The organism is Planctopirus hydrillae, from assembly GCF_001707835.1.
Taxonomy (GTDB): Bacteria; Planctomycetota; Planctomycetia; order Planctomycetales; family Planctomycetaceae; genus Planctopirus; species Planctopirus hydrillae.
This window is the reverse complement of record NZ_LYDR01000150.1, coordinates 1-24,743: the sequence shown is the minus strand read 5'-3', so window position 1 is coordinate 24,743 and position 24,743 is coordinate 1. Positions and strand designations below refer to the sequence as shown.

The window sequence follows — 24,743 nt, the reverse complement described above, 5'->3', positions numbered from 1 at the left end:
GAACGGCGCCACCCGATTCGAAGAGTTGAGTTTACGCCTTGCGGATCTTTTCGCGTCCTAGGGCGACATTCTTCGTCGCGTTACGGGTATCGAGAACAAACTTCGAGTGCTTGACGATGTACTGATAGTCATACGCCGAGTGATCGGTCGAGATGAGGACGCAGTCTTGTGAAGCGAGGAATTCGGGAGTGAGTTCCTGACTTTCCATGTGAGGAAGATCGGGATAGTGCCGCATTTTGGGGAGCACAGGGACGTGAGGGTCGTTGTAGCTGAGATCGGCCTTCCGTGAGATGAGGATCTTCATCAGTTCGAAGGAAGGGCTTTCGCGGGGATCATCCACGTCTTTTTTGTACGCAGCACCCAGAATACAGATCTTGCTTCCCTTGATCGGCTTGCCGGCATCGTTGAGGAACTCGGCCAATCGAGTAATGACGTACGACGGCATATGCACGTTGATCTCGCCAGCCAGCTCGATAAAGCGAGTCTGTTCGCCATGCTTGCGAGCCAGCCATGTCAGATAGAACGGATCGATGGGAATACAGTGCCCACCCAAGCCCGGGCCAGGATAAAAGGCCTGGAAACCAAAGGGCTTGGTCTTGGCGGCATCGATCACTTCCCAGACATCAATGCCCATTTTGTCGTAGAGCATCTTGAGTTCATTGACGAGGGCAATGTTCACGGCACGATAAGTGTTTTCGAGAATCTTGCAGGCTTCGGCAATTTCCATGCTGGAAACCGGTACCACGCGTACCACAGCCTTGCTGTACATCGTGCAGGCCAGTTCGGTACTGACGGGATCGTAGCCACCCACAACCTTCGGAATTCCCTCGGCACTGAACGTCGGGTTGCCCGGGTCTTCGCGTTCTGGACTGAATGCGAGGAAGAAATCGGCACCCGCTTTGAGCCCGGTTGCTTCGAGAACTGGAAGCACATTGACCCGCGTGGTGGTGGGATGTGTGGTGCTTTCGAGAACGACGAGTTGACCAGGGCGTAGAGCCTTGGCAATCGAATGGGCTGTCCCTTCGATATAACTCAGGTCAGGATCGCGGCTCTCGTTCAGTGGTGTCGGGACACAGATGATGATGCAGTCTGCTTCACGCAGGCGGTTCATATCGCTGGTGGGTTCAAATTTCTTTTCAGTAATGAGTGCTTTGATCAGGCTGGGATCAATATGCTTGATGTAGCTCTGGCCGGCATTGAGCTTGTCGACTTTGGATTGATCCACGTCGAATCCCATACACCGGAAACCAGCAGATGTAAAAGCACGGATCAATGGCAATCCGACATAACCCAAACCAATGACGCCAATGACCGCTGTTTGATTGCCCAGTTTCTCGGCGAGCTGTTGACCAGACATAACTGTCTTTCGAATAAAAAAGACTCACGGCAGATAAGTGATGCAAATACAATCTGTCTCTGCGAAGAACATAGCTCGCATTTTTCAGATTGAGCAAGACGGAGTTGATCTGCCGCGGTCAGAGAGCATCAGTTTGTTGGCAAAACCGGGGCTTTGACAAAAGATGGCAAAATGCCGGATCGTTTTTTGAAAAAACGACACAATTCTCAGGAACTGTCAGAGCTGACTGGCAAAACTCAATCTATGCACGATTCTCGACATCACATGAACGCAAGATCACATGACAACTCCTGTGGCTGGTGGCAGAGCCGCTGTGGTTGTCAGCAACTCTGTTATCTCTTCGTGATTCCTCTGTGGCTGTTCACATCAGGCAATGGGCTGCAGATTACGATCGCACAGGAACTTCCCGGGGTGCGGGAGGCCTGGACGTTCAATTTCTCGGAGCCTGCTTTGCGGCAGCTCGATGCCGTTCGGGAGAACATGGAGGCTGGCCAATGGTCAGAGGCTGTCGAAATGGTCGAGTCAGTGCTGGAGTCGTCGGCTCATGAACTGGTGGCACTCAATCAACTGGCTTGGATTGGCGAAGCTCAGACCGCTGCCTGGGCGGGTCAGAAGAACCTTGAGAAAGAGATTTCAGGGCCACAGTTTTCCAGAAAGAGTTCTCCCGGTCAGCGAGTGTTGAATGTCGAACTCACCGTTCGACAGATCCTTTCCGTTTGGCCCGAAGAGGGTCGCAAAGTTTATCGCGAGAAGTTTGATCCCAAAGCCCGCCGCTGGTGGGGCGAATATCAATCGACGGGTGATGTGTCGTTTCTGGAACGGATCGTGCAACGGGCGTGGCTGGCGAGCGATGGAGATCTCGCAGTCGATGAACTGGCGCACCACGCATTTCGGCAGCGGGAATACATCACGGCGAGGCTTCTTTGGCAATCGCTGCTCCAGCCTGAGTTGCGGATGAAGCTCAGTCGTTTCTCAATGGTTCAAGTTCACGCAGAGGCGACTTACCCGGATAGCGACTTGCCGGCAGCCGATGTCGTGGCCCGCATTGTGCTGTGCCGACTCTTCAGTGGTGATGAACCAGGGACGGCTGCCGGGATCGAATTGCTGGCGAAAGAATTCCCCGAAGCGAAGGGAAAGCTGGGAGATCAGGAAGGGAAATGGTTTGAGTTGATCGATCAGGTGCGGGCGGCACTGATTGAGCGAAGTATCAGGCAGAGTGAGCCAGGAGCGAGGCAGAACCCACGAAGCACATCTTCCGCAGCGCATCTCGTACATGATGAACAGAAAACAGCGATTGCTGAATCTCCGGTGATGTTTTCCCGTCGCGGGTGGGCGAAACGAGTCGAGGATCTGACACTTCCGCGCACCTGGGGAGGAATCCCTTCGCGAACGGGGAATACCGGGCCGGCTTTTGATCTGGGGGCACCAGTCTGGTCGGCAAACATTCCGCAGGAAAAGCTCTCGCTGTATAAGCCGACAGAGCAGCGGTTACTGGCCGATGTACCAGCGTCTTATCCCTTAATCTGGAACAATCTGGTGCTGCTCCCCACGGCCAATCAGATCATGGCGTGGGATGTTGTCAGCGGTCGTCCCGCGTGGAAAACCGCTCTCGATGCAAACGCTTCGATCTATCCGCCCAATGGTGGTGAATCGCTGGTTCCTCCCATTCTTCCATCACGCGGAAGACCTGCTTATTCGCTGACCGTGTCTGATGAGCGTCTCTATGCCCGGCTGGGTTGGCCAGTGACCCTGAAAGCCGAGAATGAAACGCGAGATGCGGGTGGCCAGTTAATCTGCCTCGACGTGGGGAAAGAGCAGGGCAAGCTGCATTGGAGCGTGCTCCCTGCCGATCTCTTTGAAGAGGGGGAAAGCTGGGAGTTTGCCGGGACACCGGTGGTTCGTAACGGTGCGGTCTACACCATCTTGACTCGTTCGCGAGCGGTCATCGAATGGGCTTTGATGTGCCAGGATGCAGAGACGGGAAATCTCCGCTGGCTGACCAGGCTGGGTTATGGTCGCACCACATTACTGCCGAATGTCAATCAACTGGGGTTGGCTCTGGCGACTGTTCAAGAGGGGTTTGTGATTGTTTCCGTTGAGCCGGGAGGAGTGATCTGTGTTGATGGAAAAACAGGTCGAGCCCTCTGGGGAGTGGCGTTGAAAGTCGTTCCCGGGGAAGACCCGCGCTGGCCTTATGTCGTGTTGCCTTGTCTTGCTGAAAACGAGGTGGTGATTGCAGCTCCCGCCGGTACGGATGAATTATTGGCGCTGGATCTGGCCACGGGAGCCGCGCTGTGGTCGCGGCCACAACCGGAGAAACTTTCGCAATGGCTGGGTATTCGCGATGGGAGCCTGTTTGCCGGAGGGAAATCACTCTGGGCAATGGAACTGAAGAGTGGAAAAACCGATTGGCAGTTCGAACAGAGTGATCCCGAGTGGATGAGTTATGGGCAGGGTCTATTTGCAGGTGAGTCGATTTTGTGGCCTGCCCGCGAAGCTCTGTTTGAAATCGATCCGCAGAGTGGGACACCCACCAGAATTCACCATTGGCAGATCAGTGGCAGCGAGTGTGCCGGAGGGCATCTGGCACTGGTCAAAGGCCGACTGGTCGTTTCTCAGCGTGATCGAATCGTTGTTTATGGAGAAGAGGCAGGCGTTGTCAGGCCGGCACTGGGGCAACGATGAATTGGGGCAACGATAATCTGGGTGTTCATGACGTTGGGGTAACCAGGCCGAATGGGCGTGTCACCGGCTCTGTTTGTCATATGATGGGGACCAGCCAACGAAAACACCAACAGAGGAATGACCGCTGCTGGTGTGGCTGAAATGTTGAAAAGTGTCGGCGTGACTATTCGTCGTTCGATCTCAAGAATCCACTGAAGCGGAAGATGTAGTAGGCCAGTGTCAGCACCGATTGCAGCGTCGCTGCCACATAAGTAAGTGCTGCGGCATCGAGAACCTGCCTGACGACAACGGCCCCCTGTTGATCGACCACACCCATCTGATTCAGGTATTGCTTCGCACGATTGGAGGCATCGAATTCCACGGGCAGATTGACCAGTTGGAAGAAGACAATGCCACCAAAGGCCGCGATCCCGCCAATGATCAGCAGTTTGCCAAAAGGCGATCCTTGAGCCGCAAACAAGGCCCCCAGCATCAGCAGTCCGAACGACAACATGGGGCCGACTGTCGCTGCTGGGACAGCCGCATTGCGAATGACCAGCGGAGCGTAATGGCGGGCATGTTGAATGGCATGCCCCACTTCGTGCGCGGCAATGCCGACAGCGGCCAGTGTTCTCGAGCGGTAGACATCAGTACTCAATCTCACGACTCTCGTGGAAGGGTCGTAGTGATCCGACAGCTCACCGGGTGTTTCTTCGATGACAACATCCGAAAGACCGGCGTCATCGAGCATCTGCCGGGCAGCCGTCGCCCCAGAAATCGTGGAAGGTTCCTGCATCCCGGCAGCATAAGCGGCTTTGACGCGGTACTGAGCCCACATCGACAACAGAAACGCAGGGATGACAAACACAAAATAAACCGGATCGAAACCCAGCATGTTCCTACTCTCCTTTTCCTTTCCAGTAAGGTCAACAGGGCTTTGGTCTGCCCGATTCCCGACCAGTGACTGCAAAATTTGCAGTCTCCATGGCCTTTGGACCCATAACTGCAAATTTTGCGCTCATTTGAAAAAAACGTGATCTGGCAAGGAAAAGATCAAAAGACCAATGGGAAATGTCTCGGTTTTTGCAGAAGTCCGGATCAATTCTCGGTTTTTGCAGCACGCACCAACTGTTGTTGATGCTTCCCTCTTCAAAGTGATGCAATCGAAGTTTTTTGCCTGTCTCCCTTTTCGATGGGGAGTCCACTCGCGAGAATAGCAGTTAAGCTGCTGGTGGATGCTCGATGAATGTTCTCGATTCGAAACCACACGGTCGGACGACTCAACTTTTGCGTGCCTGGTTCCTGGCGAGCCATTGGGGCTGAGATTGATGCAACGCACATTCCTGAAATCGAAGATTCACCGCGCGACGATTACCGAAGCCCTCCTGCATTACGAGGGAAGCATTACGGTGGATCGTGTCCTGCTCGAACTGGCCGATATTCTCGTGCATGAGCAAGTTCACATTTACAATATTACCAACGGTGAGCGATTCATTACTTACGCCATCGAGGGCCCGCCCAATTCGGGAGTCATCTGTGTCAACGGAGCCGGTGCCCGGCTGGTACAGCCCGGGGATCTGATTATCATCTGTTCATACGTCCAGATGGAAACAGCAGCCGGTCAGGAATTGAAGCCGAAAGTGATTCTCGTTGACCGCGAGAATCGTGCTCTACCCCAGCCGCAAGATTGATAGATTCGCTGGCTTGTCTTTTTGAATCTCCTCGGGAGTTTGATGGTCTCTGCCTGATTTTCTGAGTCATAGGAAGTTCTCGATCTGGTACGCTGCCTGAAGATCAGAATCACCATTGAGATGACTGCATGAGGCTGCCATGTCGAAACTCTTTCCGCGTTGTCAGGCCATTCCCGTCAGTGGGTATGAAGTCAAGTTTGTCGTGGATGGCTGGCATCGATTGTCGTGGCATTACGGGACAGATTATCCCAGGCCTTATCTGGATCCGCTGATTGGCCCTTCAGGCGTGAGCCTCACACGCATGGGACATCCGGGAGCACCTGATCACGATCATCATCAGTCGATCTGGTTCTCACACATGAATGTGACGGGCCTCGACTTCTGGTTGAATGGCAAAGGTCCGTTTGTTCGCCAGAGAGAATGGCTGGCTTACATCGACAGTGATGACGAAGCGATCATGGCTGTGCGACTCGACTGGTTCGATGGCCACAATCCCGCCCCTTTGCTCGAGCAGGAACTGATTGTCTCCGTGCGTCCTCATGACGCTGCGGAAAGTGAAAATCCGGATCAATTGCCCGTGGGGGAAACGCTGGTTGAAGTGGAAACGAAACTCACGCCTGTCTCCGAGCAGCTCGAACTGGGGAAAACCAACTTCGGGCTGATGGCAGTGCGGGTGGCGAAAAGCATTTCTGCGGTGTTTGGCGGTGGCCGACTGAGCAGCAGCGAAGGTCTTGAAAACGAAAAAAACATCTTTGGTAAAAAGGCCCGCTGGATGGATTACTCCGGTCCGATCATGCCGGCTCCTGATGCGACTCAGTCCCATCTTGAAGAAGGGATTACGTTTTTCGATCACCCTTCCAATCCCGATCATCCGACGCACTGGCATGTTCGGAATGATGGCTGGATGGGTGCCTCGCTCTGCTTTGCCGGCCCGCGGCTGGTGACTCAGGCTCAGCCACTCAAGCTCAGGTATCTGCTGCACGCTCACACAGGAAATCATCAGCCGGAGAAAGCCGCGAAAGTGTTTGAATCGTTCTCACGCTCTCCCGGCTTTGTGATCGAAAAAGGGAAAGTCCCCCATTACCGCTGGTGGGTACGTCGTGCTGAAGCAGGGACATGATCACTTTTTGGCAGCAAACGGTCTTTGACTCGACCAATCCAACTTCCGCTCCTTCAAACATACAGAGACTGATCATGCTTCGAGAACCAACACGCAAACATGTCTGGGAAGGCCGCACCATCAGTGTCGTCGGCGATGTGTACCGCTTTCTGGTCACTGCACAGGAGACAGGTGGAACCTATGCTCAGTTTGAAGCGACCGTCCCGCCGGGCGGAGGGCCGCCACTGCATATTCACAGTCGTGAAGAAGAAGGGTTTTTCGTAATTGAAGGGGAAGTGACATTCCAGATCAATGACGAGACGATTGTTGCGGGGCCGGGGATGTTTGCGAATGTCCCGCGCGGAGTCAGGCATTGCTTCCGAAACGAGAGCGATGAACCGGCCCGAATGTTGATTACTCTGGCTCCGGCAGGGCTCGAAGAGATGTTCTTCGCAGTCGGACATCCGTTGGAAGAAGGTTCGACAATCCCTTTGCCGCCAACTCTGGAAGATATTCAGAAGTTGATCGAAATTGCTCCCAGCTATGGCATCGAAATCCTTCATCCGGATGGTCATGCCTCCAGTTCAACGTGATCCTTCGATGGATCGTCGTTTACTGAATTTCATGAGGATCGAAATTGACCAGTTGATTGTTGCGGAAGAAGAGCACAATCACCCGGCCATTGGAGTCGGGGCCCCAGCGATAGCCGTCATCAGTCACCAGGTAATTGGCACCGGTCTTGTAACTTTCGGCACGATCACCCGCAGGTTCAGCTTCTGTCGAGATGGCCTGGTTGACCTCGTTGACAGACATGCCGTTATCGATGGTATTGCGCAGGAGCCAGGTGAGAGATTCGGCACTCTGATGCTCGCGCCAATTGGCCTGATGTTTCGCCTTCTTCGCTTCGAACTCGGCATCGTGCCGATAATACTGCATACCGGGAATATTGAGTTTGGTGATCGATTCACAACCCAGCGTGCATGTGACGATCAGCACAATGACCCACGCCCCCGGGATGATGAACATGCCGGGCTTTCGCGGTGTGTGCCTAGAATGGGTCGCTCGAACGGAAGACGTACTGAAGTTGCGATGTTGTGAACTGTTCATGGCGATGATTCCGCTTTGAACCTGAGAAAGAATTCGCCCGGCAAGAAGTGTCAGTGCAAATTCCATGAAGGGAAGGGGAGGACATTCGAGGAAGGGTGGATCAGGGGGGATTATCGGAGGGGAGATAACGATGGCGAAGTCTGATGACCAGCCGGGATCACGAGCGATGTGCGGGGAGAAAGTGAACGTTGAGCGGATTGTCTGGAACGGAGTACAGATTCGTACATTTTGGCGAAGGCGGGATTGGCAGGCTGCAGATCGACACAGCGCTTCAAATGCCGCTCGGCAGAATCCCACTCTTGAAGTCGCATGTATAAACCACCCAGATCGCGATGTTGGGCGACGGTCTCGGGATGGAGTTCTTCAACCTTTGCCAGAGTCTCTCGGAGAGCTTGCGGATTCTTTGCATTCCAGAACTGATAACCCGCTGAGATGAGCTTGCCGCGGGCAATTTCTGGTGCTGCCTGTTGCGATTCTTGAGTGAGAATTTTCCCGAGTGCATCGGCAGCGAAGGTGATGTCCGCTTCCTTTTTGAGTTGAGTGTAGGCAGCGAGAATATCACTGGCCGCTTTGCTGTCGGGTTCGAACTGAGCGATCAATTCCTGAGCCGGAATCGATGGTGCGAGGAGATTGATAATCTGCCGTCTGGCACTTGAGTAATCGACAAAGACCTGCTTCCACAATGCCATCCCCGCTTCTGCTTCCCCTGAGGTAATCAGTGCGGTTCCCTTCGCCAGCAAGAGGTTCGAGGCATACGGTCTGACGACGAGTCCCTGTTCGAGCATATTGCGGGATTGTTCTGACGAAGAGCCTTGCAGAAACCCGAGTTCATACATCTGCAGATAAGCGGTCCCTGTTAATGGCAGGGAACGAATCGATCGACGGGCGAGTTGATGGGAGGCATCGATGTATTTCAATGATGGGCCAACCACCCGTTGCAACCATTCGCGGAGTTGGGAGTTCGATTCAAATCCACCCGAGCCCGCTGTCTGCTGCAATTGAGCCAGAGGAATGGCATTTTCGGGATCGCGTTCCTGCAGTTCGATAAAGAAGTTCTTGAGCTGCAAAGAAGCCAGAATGGCGTAGCGTCCATCCGCCGGATCGAGTTTGGTGGCAGCCAGAATGTGTTTCAGTTTGAGAGTATTGATCTCTTGAGGTTCGATATCCGGGCGCGGCCGAAAAACCAGAAGTTGAAACTGACGGAATTGCGTGTAGGCCTTGACCACCGGTGTGAGTTCCAGAGTCCACCAGGTTCCCGCGAGAATTGTCAGAGCCAGAGGGGCTGCATAGCACCATTGTGGTAACTGCAGCCCGGGCAAAGCTGGGACTGCCGATGAAACTTCTGAGGAAGTCCCTTCGGGCTGCAAGCGGGCCAATGTGTCACATCGGCAGGCGACAGCCGCGAGCATGGCCAGAATGACGGTGTTTCCCGGTGCATACCATGCAAAATCTGTCACAGAATGGACGGTTGTTGCCACAGCCGCAGAGAGGATGGCGACACCAATGAGCCGCAGCTCCTGATCTTTAGCCAGGTGCAGCCGGATCGATGCTGCAAAGACGATGATCAGGGCGAGGATCGCACAGGCCAGTGCCGGGAGCCCGAGTTCGACAGCAATTTGCAGATAGCCATTTTCTGCATGCGTGTATTCGGTCTCGCCATCTTTTTTGGGAAGATAGACCGGGTAAATTTCGCGATGACTTCCCAGGCCACTTCCGACCAGAGGGAAATCTTTGATCATCACTGTGAGGGCCTGCCACAGTTTTCGTCGACCGTCTTCCCCATCCATTTCTTCAATGCCACCACTGATGGCGACTTCTACTTTTTCATCCAGACTCATGAATTCCGGTTTGAAAATGACGAGGCCACCAGCCACGAGAGCACAGGCCAGCAGACCACCCATGAGCATTCGAAAGGAGATTAATCGGGCGAGGCTGCCAGAAATCATGAAGGTCAGAATGGCCAGAATCGTCACAATCGAGCCCATGCGGGAGAGTGATCGCAACGAAGCAAAACTAATGAGAATTGCGCTGACGGCCAATAATCCGGCCATCAGCAGGGCGATGGAGATTCCTGAAGTCTTTCCAAAACCCGGTGAAGAGAATCCGCCCGCCGACTGTTGTTCTGCTGGTTGCTGATGCTGCCTATGCCAGTAGCACATCCAGGCCAGGACAGGGCCGATCCCGATGGCCATAAAGTGGGCGAAGTTATTACGGTTGGTAAAGGCCCCTTTGACGACATCTTTTGCTGTGCCAAAGTGATGTTCGTAGAAGCCAAAAAACAGATGAGTGCCGGCAAAAAACTGCAGCAGGGCAAACAGAGCCATGGCGATGATTGCACAGGCGACAATCCCCAGCACACGCCAGGCATCGCTGGTTTGTCTCTGGTGCTGATAAGTCATGGCAAAGACCAGCACTGTGGAGAGGAAGAGGATCAATCCCTGTTGCGATTCGTGCGGAGCAACCGTGAGCAGTTTCCACGTCGAGGTGGCTCCTGTGCCCGGTGAAAGTGATACTAGAGTGGTCAGTTGAGGCGAGATCGATTTCAAGGTGGCTTCAGGAAGGGGTGTCAGTTGCAGAAACATGACACCGGCCACAAACGCCATGGGCAGATACATCCACGACCAGACCAGAGGAGTGGGTTCATCGGTCACGATCTGCCGTAAACACCACAATCCAGCGGCCAGCGGACCCAGTATGGCCAGGGCAATCCAGCCATAAGGCTCACGACCGCCCATGATGAAAGGGATTGCGAAAGCGAGGAGGACCAGTGCCCCATCGAGCAGCGTCCAATGCCTGACAGAAGAGTGCTCATTAAGTGCGGTGCGGGCATGACTCTCGCGATGGCGGCTGGAGGATCGCCTCGAGGAACGGTGCGAGCGATGTTCGGCATGCGTCGCGTCCATCAGGCGGCCGTCCTGGAAGAATAACTCGAATGTGACGAAGCATGATCATCGAGCAAGTCATCGTGATCACCATCGGTATCGGTATGACCGTAGCCATAGCCATAACCGTAGCCATAGCCGTAGCCGCCAGCCCGATCACTGGACATGTTGTTGAGGGCCAGACCAAGCAGGTTATTGCCCCACATCCGCAGTGTTTCGGCAGCACGGATGACTGACCGCCGCTGATTTTTATCGGGCCGGACAACGAGCACCACGCCATCGACCATGCGTCCTAACACGCCAGCATCGCTGACTGCCAGAATGGGAGGAGCGTCGATCAGAACCTGGTCGTATTGAGATTCCACATAGGCCAGAAGTTCACTGAAGCGGGTTGAGGAAAGGAGTTCAAGAGGATTTGCCGGCCTGGGCCCGGCAGGGATGATATCGAGTCCCGCGAGATCAGAAACGACCACATTGTTGCGTAGAGAATTCTCAATCGAATCGTCGTTTCGCAGGATTGTCGAGAGGCCATACGATCCGCGCAGCTTCATGGTTTTGGAAAGTCCGGGGCGGCGCATATCGCAGTCGATAATGATGGTGCGTCGGCCGGATTGAGCATAAGCCACAGCGAGGTTCGTCGAGACGGTGGTCTTGCCATCGCCAGGTTCAGTACTCGTGATGACCAGACGGCGGATATCGTCTCCGGCAAACTGAATCGCAGTGCGTAAGGTGCGGAAGGCTTCTGTCGAAGATTCGTGCGGAGCGACAAACGCATGGACAGAATCGAGGCCGTTCCCATCGTATGTAGGAAGCGTTGGGATAAACGAAAGGACGGGCGCCCCGAGTTGCAAGCTGGTCTCTTCTGGTGAGCGAAAACGATCGTCGAGGAGATCGGCCAGATACACCAATGCCAGGCCCAGAGAGATCCCGGCCATCAGCGAGACAGCGACTGTCAGTGACAATTTGGGATGCACAGGTCTCGGGTTGACCTTGGGTTCTCCGACGACAGCGGTCCGAATACCTTTGTCTTTACCAAGATCAATGCCACGAATTCGCTCGAGGACGAGATCGTAAAAAGCACGCAGACGCTTGGTATCCATTTGCAGAATTTCGAGCTTGGCCAGTTCACCGTTGAGTGAAAGTGCATTCTGCCTTTCGATATCGAATTGAGCACTGACAGAGGCTTCGTGCTGCTGAGAATGCTGCACACGCTGCCTGGCCATTTGCAGCAGACGCGGTGTGAGTTCTTCCATGCGGAGTTGTTTGAGCCGGTCGATGGTGACTTGCCTGCGGCTGGCCATCCACTGCTCTTTGGCCTGAATGGCATCGCGAAGCTCGATGACTTTAGGATGATTGGGACCATAGCTTTCGAGAGCCGTCCGCATTTTGGCCTGCTCTTGCAGGAGTTGTTCCGTCATGCGACTGATGGCCATGCCTTCCTGCGAATCGAGGCCCAGTTCTCCCATCATGAACTGTTTGCCCACGACATCGAGACTGGCCATGGCAAACTGCAGGACATCTTCACCGCGGGAAATGGCCTGTTCGAGAGCTGCCAGTTGAGCCGTCGCCCGCAGAGTTTCTTCTTTGGCCTTCATGAACTCTTCGTTGAGTCTGACGACGCGCGCCACGGCCACGTTTGTGGCGTTATCTGTTCCGTTACTGACGAAGGTCAATGAGCGCCCGCGCAGCTCGATGAGTTCGGCCTCTCGTGTGGCGAGTTTCTGTTCGAGTTCGACTTTTTCTTTCGAGAGGATCTGCAGGATTTCCTGCGAAGTTCCCTGGTGGTTCTTATTGAGAAAATCGATGGAGGCACTGAGAACGGCATACAGAATGGCAGCGGCAGCTTTGGGATCCCGCGAGCGGCAAGTCAGTTCGAGCACGTTGGTCTGCCTGGCAGAGCGGACAGTTACCATTTTCTTGAGGACGCCTGGCCAATCGGCAGGGGCGACTCCACGAAAGTCGGTGCGGTATTTGACAGGCAACTTTTGAGCAGCATCTGCCAGGACGATATCGCCCTGCATGATGCGTTCGTAAGTGGGCATGAGATCCTTCATGGCAGCTCCTTCGGGAGCACCATCCAGAACTTTGCTGCCTGTCTGCAGGATGAGAAGTTCGGCTTTCGACTCGTAGTATCGGGTCGAAACGATGTAGTAAGCAGCCCCTAAAGCACTGGCAGCCAGGACGGCCAGAATAATCAGCCCTTTGCGATACTGTACGCTCCGCCAGAAACGCATGAGCGTTTGCATGGTGTTCGCCTCCGGCATCATCAGGGTACTCGACCCTGGCAAACCGGATTCATATTCGGGCGATACAGACATTGGCGAAAGACTTTCTCGCTACTTCATTCGGAGTTGAGTCACGACTTCAGGTTGGCTGAATTTCTGGTCAATAAGTGCTTTAAGTGAACTTGTCTGGCGTTAGAAAATGGCGGCACTGCCACCGATGGTGAAGCGAATCACCTGGGTGATCGTGTCGAGCATGACGGTGGCGGCGGTCTGTTCGACCGAAACGACATCGCCTGGTTGTAGTAAGAGATTTTCCTGGCCGTTAGACTTGGCCTTCTGCATACTCACGGTGACGACAGCGGGATCACTGCTGTCAGTACGCTGGCGGATCACGTAGATCTTGTTGGCCGCTTTGGAAGAGACTCCTCCGGCAATTGCAATGGCGTCGAGAACGTGGATGTCTTTTCCGACGGGGAAGTCGAACTTTCCGGGCTTGGTGACCAGACCAATGACTTGCAATGGCTGGTAATCGTGCCTTTCCACGTTGATGACGGCACCATCTTCCAGTCGATATTCAGTACCTCGCCCTTCTTTGACAGCCGAGACAAGGTCGATCTGTAAGGTCTTTTTCGCTCCTACACCTGCATTGATGTCATTCGGTTTACCCATCTCGGTTTGACCACTGACCCGGGCAATGGGATCACTGTTCCGTGTGGGTGAAGGAGCACCTTTCTCCGGATTACGGATTTCGACATGCGTGCCGGCAGTGGGTGAGAGATTTCCAGCCGCCACAATGGCAGCGAGGAGATCGCTGGCATCGCGAGGTAATTCAACAACACCCGGTTTGTTGACAGCGCCGAGAACAGTAATTCTGTTCAAACGGCGGCGTTTCATTGTTACGGTCACATGGGGCTGGCGATACAAACCACGGCTGACTGCGACAGAGGCAATGGCCCCTTCAGCATCTGAAAGTTCCATCCCGGCCAGTTCCACCGGGCCCACAACAGGAATATTGGCAGTGCCATCTTCCCCAATGCGTGTGGGAAAAATCACGGCTTCAGTGGCTCCCAGGCCGGCAGCGATGGTGACTTCGACGACATCACCAGTCCCGATCAATTCATTACTTGGGTACTGTGTCGCCAGCTTGGAAAGGTCAAGAGTCTGGGCATTCTCCGCTTTTTTGGCGACCAGTTGCGGGGGCAATGTTCGCGCTGAGAAATGGTTGGGAGAGCTGCAACCGGAATATCCAATGGTGCCAAACAGCAATACACAGAACATCACCACCGTTGGTTGGGGAGGTTTCATCCGTGGTGTTTGTGGGGGCCTCATGTCGCAGTTCCATTGCGGCAATTGATAGCGCAGCAATTCATTTCGAGATGGCATCCTGCCCTCTCAGGCTCCGATATAGGTCATGCTGAAAAATTGGTCAACCCGGAAAGATTTTCCCTCAAGTTCACCTCGCACTCTGCCGACACGATTTTCTTCATCGGCGAAAATTGCCGATGTTTTGCGACACTAAGACACCTCAGGACCCTCAAACGACTTAAAGCCCCAGGGTGAAAGAATTCATGACATATTTCGCAAGCTGCCTATTCCCTCTGATCTTCCGGGAATGCAGGCGATGAATTCTGAGTGGTGTGAGCACAGCGACTGGGGAGTGAAGAGGGTCTCTTCTCGTCGGTATGTATCGATAGAAAGTAGACAAGGGGGCTTACTCTTCTCCAAACGTGGACTTTCGTCTGAGAAGATGGTGGTACTGCTGGGCAAAGCGGTGCGATTCATCGCGGACGGATTGCAACAGCCGCAGGGCATACGAGTGGCGGCTGAGAACCTTTGGCTCGCTCTCGCCCGGCAGGAAAATCTCTTCTTCGCGTTTGGCCAACGAGATCACCAGTGGAAGTTTGACTTCGATGGATTTGAGTGCCTCCATGGCCGCCCCCAGTTGGCCCTTGCCTCCATCGATCAGCAGAATATCCGGGAAATTCTCCCCTTCCTGATCGAGCCTGCGAAAGCGGCGGCTCACGACTTCTCTCATGGAAGCGAAGTCATCGACACCATCCACGGTACGAATCTTGAATCGTTTGTATCCCTGCTTGAAGGGGACTCCATCAATAAACTGCACCAGGCTGGCGACGGTCTCCCCACCTTGCAGATGAGCAATATCGACACCTTCAATCCGGCGCGGCAAGTTCGAGAGACCAAAGACTTTCTTGAGCCCTAAGAGCCCTTTTTTGGGATCGACGTAGAATGCTTCGGGTTGTGCGTGGGATGCCAGGTCGCCGCGTTCCTGCAAGGTCATCAGAGCTTTGATCTGATCACGCAGACGGGCCGCTTTCTCGAACTTGAGTTCCCTGGAAGCGTCCAGCATCTCGCGGTTCATCACCTTGAGCAAACGCTCTTTCTTCCCGTCGAGGAACATGATCAACCGGCGTACATCCCGCCGGTAATCTTCTTTGGAGATCCTGAGATTGCAGGGAGCGGTGCATTGTCCGAGACTGGCCAGCAGACAAGGGCGGAACCAGCGCCATTTCTCTTCATTCGGGTCGATATCGAGCGAGCAATTGCGAAAGCGGAAAATCTTTTGCAGAACTGCGATGGCTCCACGAAGTTTTCGAGCACTCGTAAATGGCCCGAAGAGTTTCACCCCGCGAGATTTTGGCCTGCGGGTGAACTCAATTCGTGGAAAGGGCTCGCGCGTGGTGATCTGCAGATAAGGGAATGTCTTATCGTCTTTTAAATCGGAATTGAATCGCGGCTGAATATCCTTAATCAATCGCGATTCCAGCAGCAGGGCATCGACTTCTGAATCGGCATTGAGGAAGTCGATATCGTGAATTTCCGGGATGAGGTCTGCCGTCCGCCGGTCGATGGCAGCCTGCTTTGTAAAATAACTTCCAGCGCGACTTCTTAAATTGACCGCTTTTCCGACATAGATCACACGACCGCGAGCATCTTTCATAAGATAGACGCCGGGTGTCGTGGGGAAAGTTTTCACTTTCTCACGTGGTAAAGGTCGTTCACCGGACAAAAGGCGATCCTCGGGCATTGCTGCCAAAGGTGCACCCTCGTCAAACTCGGGATTATCAGAACTTTCTGAGTTTTCGGACATTACTGGTAATTCCGTAGAACAGTGAATCTCTTCATTGTAGACACAGACGCGGAAAAGTGGATGGTGAAGCCAGTCGAGTAAGCGCCTGAGTCGTTCAAAAAACGATGCGGGGGACAACCTGGCGTGGTGATGAACTGCCATCGATGAACATTTTCAGTTTGAATCGACGTGGACAAGGAGCTTCGGATTGTTCCTGCTGATGACCATCAAGGATCTGAAACTTCTCCTGAAAGATCGCCGGCCACTGGTGACGCTATTGGTGCTGCCGATGGTCTTTATTGCGATTGTGGGGATGTCCACAGGCCAGCTTCTCACGGGCGGAGATACTCGCAAGGCGCCCCGGCTGGCGATTTCCAATGCCGATACCAGCGAGTATGGCAATATGCTGGTCGAGAGGTATCAGAGCCGTCCTAATCTTGATGTTCAGATTGCAAATAGTGCGGGGCAAGCTCAAAGCCTTGTCGATCTGGGCCGGGTGGATGGTGCTTTGATTATTGGCCCGGAGTTCACTGCGAAAGTTGATGAACTGGGATTACGGGATGTGCTCGATCCGGATCATGGTCAGCTTTCGGGGGGATTAAGTGCCATTGATCTGACACTCGATTTGCGGCCCGGACTGGTAGACGCCGAGATGTTCCGGGCGGCACTGCTCTCGGATCTTCTCAAAGTCATTGCACCGATCGTGGGCCGCCGCAATGCCTTGACACGTCGATTCTTCAATGACAGCGCCACGACTCCCGAGGATGTCGACAACGAGGCGCCATCTTCCACAGAAGTTCCTTCGAACGAAACGTTGCCTGTGGATGCCGCCAGCCCCAAGGGGGAAGCCGCTTCAAGTCCCGCTGTTGATTCAGCGGTACCGACTGCGGATCAACCAGTGTCTGCAAAACCAAAGGAAAATGCCGCTGCCAATGTTTATCTGATTCTGGTGCCTGGCTTCACGGTGATGTTCGTGTTTTTCGTGGTCAACATTATGGCTCGCTCTTTTCTGGCGGAGCGTGACCGGGGGACATTGGACCGACTGCGGATTGCTCCAATTCCGGCAACGGGGATTTTAATTGGCAAGACGTTGCCATTCTTTCTGGTATCGCTCACGCAGGTTTGTCTGTTGTTTGTTGCGGGTAAGTTGTTTTTTCAGATGTCGTGGGGCCCAGATCCTGTCTGGCTGATTCCGATGATGATCTGCACTTCACTGGCAGCGACATCACTGGGGCTGCTGCTGGCGACGATCGTGCAGACTGATCAGCAGGTGGCTGCCTATGGAACTTCACTGGTGATTCTGTTGGCCTCGATCAGTGGTTGTTTTATGCCGCGCGACTGGCTGCCACCCGTCATGCAGACGATCAGCCTCGCAACTCCGCATGCGTGGTCACTGATTGGCTTCGATGTGATCCTGACTCGTCGAGTCGTGGATACTCCCGTGGTCTTGCAGAGTTGTGCTGTGCTCCTGGGCTTTTCGCTCGCGTTTTTCACGGCGGGATATGTTCGATTCCGCGCGATGACGCGAGTTTAATCCGGATTCGAGATTGAGACTGGGTTGCCTGTTGACGTGTGGGCGAAGTCGATCGAACAACACCTGGCGGTAAGTCGTCATGCCTCATCGATTTCTGAGAGACAGATCGATCCGTTGTGTGGCGCTCGATGCTTTTGGAACGATCATCACGCCCGGCGAATCGATTGTCACCATTTATCATCGAGCTGGTCATCAAAGGGGAAGCACACTTTCGGAAGTCGAGGTAGGCTCGCGATTTCGAATGGCCTATCGATCTCGGCAGACAGGAACACGAACATCTCACGCTGAAGAGATCCGATTCTGGCATGACGTTGTGGCGACGGTTTTTCAGGAATTGCCACCACAAAAGATCGACGACTGTTTTGACGAGCTGTGGCATAAGTTTGCTGACCCGGGCTCCTGGCGACTTTTCCCGGATGTGGTTCCCGCACTCGACGCGTTGAAAGCCTCTGGCATCAAGGTTCTGCTGGCCAGTAATTTTGATAATCGACTGATCGAGATTCTCAGGGGGTTTTCGCTGCTTGACCGATTTGATGAGCTCCTGATTTCGAGCCAGGTGGGTTGGCGAAAACCTGCACCCGAATTCTATCGTGCCATCTTCGAAGCCGCAGGAACGAAGAGCCCATCGATCAGCCCGGCACAGATCTTCATGGTCGGCGATGACTATGAGCATGACGTTGAAGCCGCCCGAAGAGCGGGATTCAGCGCCATCCAGATCTGCCGTGAACCTGCACATGAGGTTGTCCTCCCCTCACAGATTTCTTCACTGACAGAGCTTTTTGAAAATTCCTGAGGCACGGTCTGCTGAGAACTTTTGCAGAGATCGATCGTATTGATCAGCGAATCGTTGAGATTGTTTGGCTGAAAACTGAGATCGTTGACGAGCCTGCGGTTTGTGCGCTTGTCGATACGGCCTTGTGGCCGCTAGAACAACAGGGAAGTCTGTCATGTTTCCAATCGTTCGCGTTCGCGAAAAGCCGGTCTTTGTGTCGGCTCTCTGAGAATACAATTCACTCCTTATGAATATGCACTGAGAAGGTCGTCATCATGTCCGTTCAAGCATCGTCGGCCTCGATTGCGGGCAAGCCCTGTCGCTGGGGGATCATGGGTGCTGCTGCCATTGCGAGAAAGAACTGGCAGGGATTGCGCTGGGCCGAGAATTCGCGTTTAGTCGCCGTTGCCAGCCGGAGCCTCGAACGAAGTCAGAGTTTTATTCGAGAGTGCCAGGGGAGTGTGCCTCAACCTCATGAGGTTGAGGCCCTGGGAAGCTATGAAGAACTGCTGGCACATCCAGAGGTGGATGCCGTTTATATTCCTTTGCCGACGGGAGTGCGGAAAGAGTGGATTCTTCGAGCGATTGCTGCGGGGAAGCATGTCTTATCAGAGAAGCCGGTGACAGTTTCCGTTCGTGATCTCCGGGAGATTGTGGCTGCTGCCCAAAAGGCGAACCTCCAGTTCATGGATGGTGTGATGTTCATGCACAGTGCCCGGCTGGAGCCGATGGTGGCACAGATCATGGATAGCGAGCGAGTGGGGCGTGTGCGGCGAATCTGCTCTCACTTTTCCTTCCATGCCCCGGAGAGTTTCTTTAAGGAGAATATTCGTGCCAGCGATGAGCTCGAACCACTGGGCTGCCTGGGTGATCTTGGCTGGTACAACATTCGTATGACACTTTGTGGTTTGCGCGGTCAGATGCCGCATACGGCTCGCGCCCGATGTCTGCAAACAACCGGGAATGGCGTGCCGACCGAATTCTCTGCGGAACTCGATTTTGAGGGAGGCACAACCGCCAGCTTTTATTGTTCATTCCATACGGAAACCCAGCAGTGGGCCCACTTCAGTGGTGAGAAGGGATATGTCTCTCTCGATGATTTTGTTTTGCCCTGGTTTGGAACTGCCAGTCGGTGGTCATCTCATCAGGCACAGGTCGTGGCGGAAGGCTGCTTCATGCGGATGGAAAACCACGAGCGATATCATGCTGTCGATGAAATCGCGACAGGTGGGTCGACGGCGCAAGAGACGAATATGTTCCGCACTTTCTCGAACAACGTGCTGACGAACAGCCCCGATAGCTACTGGCCAGAGATGGCCCTGAAGACGCAACTGGTTCTCGAAGCCTGCCTGCTCTCAGCCCGGAAAGATCAACCAGTTCCGGTCGAAGCCTGCTAGTTTGAGGACGTTGCAGATCCGGCAGACGCTCGCCAACAAACGATGCCATCAATACTGATGAAATGTCCGTTGAACGGGAGTTGATCGAAACAGAGTTCGAAACCTCGACCCGGAAAGAGTAAGCTCAATGACGTCGTTGTTTGACGTGCAGCGCGTTGTCTTCTGGCGGTTTTAAACTTCTGTGCAGGATTGTCCGGCATGAATCTGTCGATCAGCAATTCTCGAACATCAGAGACTGGAAGCAGAGTCGTGTGGCATTGGTCAGGAAATCAACGACCTGGTGCGAAGCGAACGCTGCTTGATTGGACTGGCGTCATGTGGAACGTGTGGATGGGCAGCATTTTGTGGTGCAGCCTGTTATGCCTCGCTGGTTGCAAAAGCGAAGCAGAAGAGTATCTGGAAGAGCAGAAAGAACTTCCCACACACAGTTTCAAGAAGTTTGTCAGGCCACCGAGACCTCAGCCCGATCCGACGATCAGTGCCGACCTGACAGAACCACCGGCGGAACCGCCTCGAACCAACGCCAAAGAGACGGTTGATTTTCTGCTCGAAGGAATCAGAAAGCGGCAACCCGAGCGATTTGTATTGTTTCTGCCCAAATCGTGGCGCAACGATTTGAACGAAGCGATGCATGAAGCCGCCTGGTCGATGGATGCCATGATCTGGAGTCGATCGTTTTATGTGCTGGGGCGGTTTGGCCTTGCCATGAGGACGAAGTTCCCACTCATGAAGGATGTGCTCAACACATCTGCCGTTGAAATGGAACGTCAGAAAGCGGAGAAACCTGATGGAAGCGTTTCTGAAAATCTTCCATCCCGTTCCACCAGCGATGGGAAATCAGCGCCTTTGATGATTGAACAAAACTTTCAGGAGTTGATTGAAGTGATCAACCTTCTGGCGTTTTCGAGAGTGACGGAACTCGATCAATTGCGTCGAGGAACTGTCGAAGAGATTCTCCGCGAATCCGGTCGGCGGGTGATGGGCCGCATGGCTTATGAAGCCGAATTGCGTGGCGAGATGCCTTTCGAGCTTCTCTGCCGGTTGGAAACCAGCACGGAACCATCTCAAGAAGACGGCGTTTCGATTGTGGTTCTCAAGGATCCGGTCACGGGGCAATCCCAGCGCATTGAGTTTGTTCAGGTGGAAGATGCTTTTGTGCCGCGATCGATGGCGCAAGCCTGGCCCGATTTTCTGGAAGAGACTCGAGAATGGGGGCGACAGTTTGGCCGGATTGACTGGGAAGAATTGCGACCTGATCTCATGGCGAACCTGGCAACGATCGAAGCACAGATTCTGCGGATTGATGTAGCGACCGATGCCGGTGGCATGCTCCCGGCTTTAAGTGCGATTGGGGAAGAACTGGCCAGGATTGCAGAGAGACTGAGCCCGGAATCGGCCCGGTCGTTGCCACAGGTGGGCCCGCCTCAAAAAGTGACCATCCTGATCAATCGGCCATTGGGAGGAGAGCAGTTGACTCAGGTACTGGATCAGATGGTTTCAATCTGCCCGAAACCCAACGAAACTGAATACGTGACCAGTACTCTGGGAGGTCAGACAATTGTGGAGATCGGCCCGGTGAATGATCTGGCCGACTTTGCCGAGAAGCTTGGCAAATTGAGAACTTCGGCCACAGGAATTCCGACGGATGCTCAAACCAAAACAGAGGTCAATGCGGCAACTCGCAAGATCGTGTGGTCGCTTCCTTAGCCGCTGTTTTGCCCGAAGACCGACTTACCGAAATGGCGGCGATTGACACTGCGTCAAAAATCGACCTAAACTCTGGGCCAGTGGTTTATATGTGAATATTCTGATCAGCCATCTCGACCAAAGTCCCAGTCTCACTTTTTATTGGAAATGAGCTCGAAGCGGTCACTTTGCTGAGACAGAAAAAACTCCAATCGCAAGCACTCACTTCTCGACAGACATCACGGAGCGACCGCATGACGAACTCTGGCAGTATTCAAAGTACGCTCCAGGAAACTCGAAAGTTTCTGCCTTCGCGTGAATTCTCGGCACAGGCACACATTGCGAGTGAAGAGCAGTATCAGTCGATGTGGCAGAAGGCTAAAGACGACCCTGCCGGTTTCTGGGGAGAGCTTTCTCAGGAATTGCAGTGGATCACACCGTGGAAGGAAGTCATTTCGGGAGAAATGCCCGAGACACGCTGGTTTACGGGGGGGCAGATTAACGCCTGCGAAAACTGTGTCGATCGACATCTCACCAGTTGGCGGCGCAATAAGGCGGCGATTCTGTGGGAAGGCGAACCAGGCGACACGCGTGTGCTGACATACAACGATCTGCACCGGGAAGTGAGCAAGTTCGCGAACGTGCTCAAGAAACTGGGTGTCACTACGGGTGATCGAGTCACGCTGTATATGCCCATGATTCCCGAACTGGCCATTGCGATGCTGGCCTGCGCCCGAATTGGTGCGACTCATTCGATCATCTTTGGTGGCTTCAGTGCCGATGCGGTCGCTGATCGAAACAATGATGCTCAGGCCAAAATTATCGTGACGGCCGATGGTGGCTGGCGGCGTGGCAAGGAAGTTCCACTGAAGTCGGCCGTGGACGAAAGTCTGACCAAGAGTCACACCGTGCAGAAGGTAGTGGTCGTCCGGCGGACGGGTCAGCAGGTTCACATGCAGACCGACCGCGACTACTGGTGGCATGATCTGATGAGTGACGTGGATCCGCATTGCGATGTGGTACCCGTCGACAGTGAGCATCCGCTATTCATCCTGTATACATCAGGAAGTACAGGTAAACCCAAAGGTGTGCTGCATACAACAGCGGGATACCTGCTGGGAACGACGATGACCAGCCGCTGGGTCTTTGACCTGAAGGAGGAAGACACATACTGGTGTACTGCCGATATTGGCTGGATTACGGGGCACAGCTATGTGGTTTACGGGCCGCTTTCGAATGGCTCGACCGTCGTGATGTACGAAGGGGCCCCGAACTGGCCGGATGAGGGCCGCTTCTGGGAGATTATCGAGAAGTACCGCGTCAGTATTTTCTACACAGCACCGACTGCCATTCGGGCATTCATCAAGTGGGGCGATCATTGGCCGCAAAGCCGGGATCTTTCGAGCTTGAGACTGCTGGGTTCGGTGGGTGAGCCGATCAATCCGGAAGCGTGGATGTGGTATCACCGCACGATTGGCCAGGAACGCTGCCCGATTGTGGATACCTGGTGGCAGACCGAAACCGGGGCCATCATGATCAGCCCGCTGCCGGGTGTTTCGGCCACTAAACCTGGAAGTTGTACGCGACCATTACCAGGTGTGGTGCCAGAGATTGTCAGCAAAGAGGGAACACCACTGGAAGCCAACGAAGGTGGGCTGCTGGTGATGAAGCAACCTTGGCCCAGTATGCTGCGCACGCTCTATGGTGATCATGAGCGATTCAAGCAGACTTACTTCAGCACGATTGAAGGGGCTTACTTTGCCGGTGATGGGGCCCGACGCGATGCTGATGGCGACATCTGGGTGATGGGCCGAGTGGACGACGTCCTCAATGTTTCCGGGCATCGCCTGAGTACCATGGAAGTGGAAAGTTCACTGGTCGCTCATCCGGCAGTGGCTGAGGCGGCTGTCGTGGGCTTCCCGCATGATCTCAAGGGGGAAGGAATCTGCTGCTTTGTGACGTTGAAGACGGCGGATTCGGAGGGTTCTGACTCGCTCACGGCAGAGCTGATTCAGCATGTCCGTAAGCAGATTGGTGCTCTGGCAACACCTGATAAGATCCGCTACACGGCAGCACTTCCAAAAACTCGCAGTGGTAAGATCATGCGCAGGCTCCTGCGTGATATTGCGGCTGGGCGGGAGTCAGTCCAGGACACGACAACTCTGGAAGACCTTTCGATTCTCGCCAAGTTGCGCGATAGCGATGACGCGTGACCGGCTTGTCCCGGTACCGATCACATGACCTGGACCGTTCCGCAAGAGGAACTCAGTTCGATTGGTCATTGAACAAACAACAGCACCCGGAGCATGCTCTTTGCCGAGACGCATGCTCCGGGTGTTTGTCTTCATGTTTCCGATACGAATCGTTGCTTGAAATCTCATCTTGAAGAATGCAACAACATGCTTGCTCAGAGCCGCTGTCTATTACACACATCTCTGCATTCAAGTGTGACTGGCAACTGCGTGGCTTAAAACGGGGTGGCTGGGGTCAAACGTCTTCGTTTGCCCCCAGGTCATGGGACTTTGCTTGTTCATCGCGAACATGTAGAAAGTTAGTAAAGCTTATTCCGGATGCATTTACGTTGGTGAATTCGATTGATGAGGGGGCGGATGAAGACATCCGACCCCTGCCACCTGACAGGATGAAAACATGAAGTAAAAAGGCGTGATGTCCACGCCCTTCCGCACTGTTTTAGTTTTTAAGGGCTTCAGCGTCGTGCCACCCAAAAGCGTGCCACCCGAGACAAAGTCAAGAATATGAAAGGGCAAGCGCATGGCGCGGCCTCTTGTCGTTGTGCAGAGCCACAACGACCCGGCCACAAGTTGGCCGGGCCACCCTTGGGTGGACTCAAAGTCTAAGATGTATGTAATGGACAGCTCAGAGCCGCAAGCATGGCACGGTGCTTTGACTCTCGAAGTCTCAAAAAGCCAGAAGTTCGCGGCTGAGTGTGCAAGAGCGGGTTAAGTTGTCGAGCCCCACAAATGAGGAGGTTCCCCAACTGTTACTGGCGACGGGGACTTCGATTTCGACCGAGACCCGGGACGTGGATGGCACGATGACAGTCGGGGAGACGCGCACGACGGCATCCCGCACATCGACGGCATTCAAAGCTGCCAGAGCCGCATTTCGTGCGGAATCTGCCGTAGCGCCGGGAATGATTCCCTGCCGGGCTGGCCAATCGATACCAATCTGGCAACGTGGGTCACCACGCTTTCGATCAATCATCTGGGGGCTGAGGCTT

At 54.1% G+C, this 24,743-nt stretch carries 16 protein-coding genes and 1 pseudogene; 9 read left to right on the top strand and 8 right to left on the bottom strand.

What is annotated here, in order from left to right:
• Window positions 1-31: 31 nt before the first annotated feature.
• Window positions 32-1,357: a nucleotide sugar dehydrogenase gene (locus tag A6X21_RS17870; RefSeq protein WP_068850602.1), complete on the bottom strand. Its 1,326-nt coding sequence runs from the start codon at window positions 1,355-1,357 to the stop codon at window positions 32-34.
• A 264-nt stretch (window positions 1,358-1,621) separates the two neighbouring features.
• Here A6X21_RS17870 and A6X21_RS17865 point away from each other — a divergent pair, with 264 nt between their 5' ends.
• Window positions 1,622-4,042: an outer membrane protein assembly factor BamB family protein gene (locus A6X21_RS17865; protein ID WP_165603847.1), complete on the top strand. Its 2,421-nt coding sequence runs from the start codon at window positions 1,622-1,624 to the stop codon at window positions 4,040-4,042.
• Window positions 4,043-4,205: 163 nt separating this feature from the next.
• On the opposite strand, the gene A6X21_RS17860 is transcribed toward A6X21_RS17865, so the two are convergent.
• The gene (locus A6X21_RS17860; RefSeq protein WP_068850598.1) at window positions 4,206-4,916 is read right to left on the bottom strand and encodes a zinc metallopeptidase; all 711 of its coding nucleotides are present in this window, start codon (window positions 4,914-4,916) and stop codon (window positions 4,206-4,208) included.
• 433 nt (window positions 4,917-5,349) lie between these two features.
• Here A6X21_RS17860 and panD point away from each other — a divergent pair, with 433 nt between their 5' ends.
• From panD to A6X21_RS17845, 3 genes are all read left to right on the top strand, one after another.
• Window positions 5,350-5,712 carry an aspartate 1-decarboxylase gene (gene panD / locus A6X21_RS17855; RefSeq protein WP_068850907.1) on the top strand — a complete coding sequence of 121 codons (363 nt, stop codon included), beginning with the start codon at window positions 5,350-5,352 and terminating at the stop codon, window positions 5,710-5,712.
• Between the two features lie 139 nt (window positions 5,713-5,851).
• The gene (locus A6X21_RS17850) at window positions 5,852-6,832 is read left to right on the top strand and encodes a DUF6807 domain-containing protein (protein WP_068850596.1); all 981 of its coding nucleotides are present in this window, start codon (window positions 5,852-5,854) and stop codon (window positions 6,830-6,832) included.
• A gap of 74 nt (window positions 6,833-6,906) precedes the next feature.
• Entirely contained in the window at window positions 6,907-7,404 is a 498-nt protein-coding gene (locus tag A6X21_RS17845; protein WP_068850904.1) for a quercetin 2,3-dioxygenase, read from the top strand.
• A 19-nt stretch (window positions 7,405-7,423) separates the two neighbouring features.
• On the opposite strand, the gene A6X21_RS17840 is transcribed toward A6X21_RS17845, so the two are convergent.
• The 5 genes from A6X21_RS17840 to A6X21_RS17820 form a co-directional block, all read right to left on the bottom strand.
• Complete coding sequence (locus A6X21_RS17840) at window positions 7,424-7,918, bottom strand: hypothetical protein (RefSeq protein WP_131818417.1); 495 nt, start codon at window positions 7,916-7,918, stop codon at window positions 7,424-7,426.
• 110 nt (window positions 7,919-8,028) lie between these two features.
• Window positions 8,029-10,821: an O-antigen ligase family protein gene (locus A6X21_RS17835; protein ID WP_068850592.1), complete on the bottom strand. Its 2,793-nt coding sequence runs from the start codon at window positions 10,819-10,821 to the stop codon at window positions 8,029-8,031.
• Window positions 10,821-13,046, bottom strand: coding sequence for a GumC family protein (locus A6X21_RS17830; protein ID WP_165603846.1), 2,226 nt, complete (start codon window positions 13,044-13,046; stop codon window positions 10,821-10,823). The genes A6X21_RS17835 and A6X21_RS17830 overlap by 1 nt, the downstream gene beginning before the upstream one ends.
• A gap of 171 nt (window positions 13,047-13,217) precedes the next feature.
• The gene (locus tag A6X21_RS17825) at window positions 13,218-14,408 is read right to left on the bottom strand and encodes a polysaccharide biosynthesis/export family protein (protein WP_068850589.1); all 1,191 of its coding nucleotides are present in this window, start codon (window positions 14,406-14,408) and stop codon (window positions 13,218-13,220) included.
• Window positions 14,409-14,736: 328 nt separating this feature from the next.
• The gene (locus tag A6X21_RS17820) at window positions 14,737-16,071 is read right to left on the bottom strand and encodes an excinuclease ABC subunit UvrC (RefSeq protein ID WP_369009499.1); all 1,335 of its coding nucleotides are present in this window, start codon (window positions 16,069-16,071) and stop codon (window positions 14,737-14,739) included.
• A 250-nt stretch (window positions 16,072-16,321) separates the two neighbouring features.
• Here A6X21_RS17820 and A6X21_RS17815 point away from each other — a divergent pair, with 250 nt between their 5' ends.
• From A6X21_RS17815 to acs, 5 genes are all read left to right on the top strand, one after another.
• Window positions 16,322-17,647 carry an ABC transporter permease gene (locus tag A6X21_RS17815; protein ID WP_131818416.1) on the top strand — a complete coding sequence of 442 codons (1,326 nt, stop codon included), beginning with the start codon at window positions 16,322-16,324 and terminating at the stop codon, window positions 17,645-17,647.
• Between the two features lie 79 nt (window positions 17,648-17,726).
• Window positions 17,727-18,440 (top strand): HAD family hydrolase, encoded by a 714-nt coding sequence (locus A6X21_RS17810; protein ID WP_068850585.1) that lies wholly within the window; start codon window positions 17,727-17,729, stop codon window positions 18,438-18,440.
• Between the two features lie 254 nt (window positions 18,441-18,694).
• Window positions 18,695-19,816, top strand: a complete 1,122-nt coding sequence (locus A6X21_RS17805) for a Gfo/Idh/MocA family protein (RefSeq protein ID WP_068850582.1) — start codon at window positions 18,695-18,697, stop codon at window positions 19,814-19,816.
• A gap of 330 nt (window positions 19,817-20,146) precedes the next feature.
• Window positions 20,147-21,523, top strand: a complete 1,377-nt coding sequence (locus A6X21_RS17800) for a hypothetical protein (RefSeq protein WP_131818415.1) — start codon at window positions 20,147-20,149, stop codon at window positions 21,521-21,523.
• Window positions 21,524-21,756: 233 nt separating this feature from the next.
• Window positions 21,757-23,715 carry an acetate--CoA ligase gene (gene acs, locus A6X21_RS17795; RefSeq protein WP_068850898.1) on the top strand — a complete coding sequence of 653 codons (1,959 nt, stop codon included), beginning with the start codon at window positions 21,757-21,759 and terminating at the stop codon, window positions 23,713-23,715.
• 706 nt (window positions 23,716-24,421) lie between these two features.
• Here the strand turns inward: acs and A6X21_RS17790 are convergent.
• A pseudogene (locus A6X21_RS17790) lies at window positions 24,422-24,743 on the bottom strand (hypothetical protein); the annotation flags it as partial.

What these genes read in the sequence shown, in the direction of transcription:
- A6X21_RS17810 (WP_068850585.1), top strand. Translation starts at nt 17,727, where the DNA reads ATGCCTCATCGATTTCTGAGAGACAGATCGATCCGTTGTGTGGCGCTC.
- A6X21_RS17820 (WP_369009499.1), bottom strand. Translation starts at nt 16,071, where the DNA reads ATGCCCGAGGATCGCCTTTTGTCCGGTGAACGACCTTTACCACGTGAG.
- A6X21_RS17850 (WP_068850596.1), top strand. Translation starts at nt 5,852, where the DNA reads ATGTCGAAACTCTTTCCGCGTTGTCAGGCCATTCCCGTCAGTGGGTAT.
- A6X21_RS17865 (WP_165603847.1), top strand. Translation starts at nt 1,622, where the DNA reads ATGAACGCAAGATCACATGACAACTCCTGTGGCTGGTGGCAGAGCCGC.
- panD (WP_068850907.1), top strand. Translation starts at nt 5,350, where the DNA reads ATGCAACGCACATTCCTGAAATCGAAGATTCACCGCGCGACGATTACC.
- A6X21_RS17870 (WP_068850602.1), bottom strand. Translation starts at nt 1,357, where the DNA reads ATGTCTGGTCAACAGCTCGCCGAGAAACTGGGCAATCAAACAGCGGTC.
- A6X21_RS17860 (WP_068850598.1), bottom strand. Translation starts at nt 4,916, where the DNA reads ATGCTGGGTTTCGATCCGGTTTATTTTGTGTTTGTCATCCCTGCGTTT.
- A6X21_RS17805 (WP_068850582.1), top strand. Translation starts at nt 18,695, where the DNA reads ATGTCCGTTCAAGCATCGTCGGCCTCGATTGCGGGCAAGCCCTGTCGC.
- A6X21_RS17800 (WP_131818415.1), top strand. Translation starts at nt 20,147, where the DNA reads ATGGGCAGCATTTTGTGGTGCAGCCTGTTATGCCTCGCTGGTTGCAAA.
- A6X21_RS17840 (WP_131818417.1), bottom strand. Translation starts at nt 7,918, where the DNA reads ATGAACAGTTCACAACATCGCAACTTCAGTACGTCTTCCGTTCGAGCG.
- A6X21_RS17825 (WP_068850589.1), bottom strand. Translation starts at nt 14,408, where the DNA reads ATGCCATCTCGAAATGAATTGCTGCGCTATCAATTGCCGCAATGGAAC.
- A6X21_RS17845 (WP_068850904.1), top strand. Translation starts at nt 6,907, where the DNA reads ATGCTTCGAGAACCAACACGCAAACATGTCTGGGAAGGCCGCACCATC.
- acs (WP_068850898.1), top strand. Translation starts at nt 21,757, where the DNA reads ATGACGAACTCTGGCAGTATTCAAAGTACGCTCCAGGAAACTCGAAAG.
- A6X21_RS17835 (WP_068850592.1), bottom strand. Translation starts at nt 10,821, where the DNA reads ATGGACGCGACGCATGCCGAACATCGCTCGCACCGTTCCTCGAGGCGA.
- A6X21_RS17830 (WP_165603846.1), bottom strand. Translation starts at nt 13,046, where the DNA reads ATGCAAACGCTCATGCGTTTCTGGCGGAGCGTACAGTATCGCAAAGGG.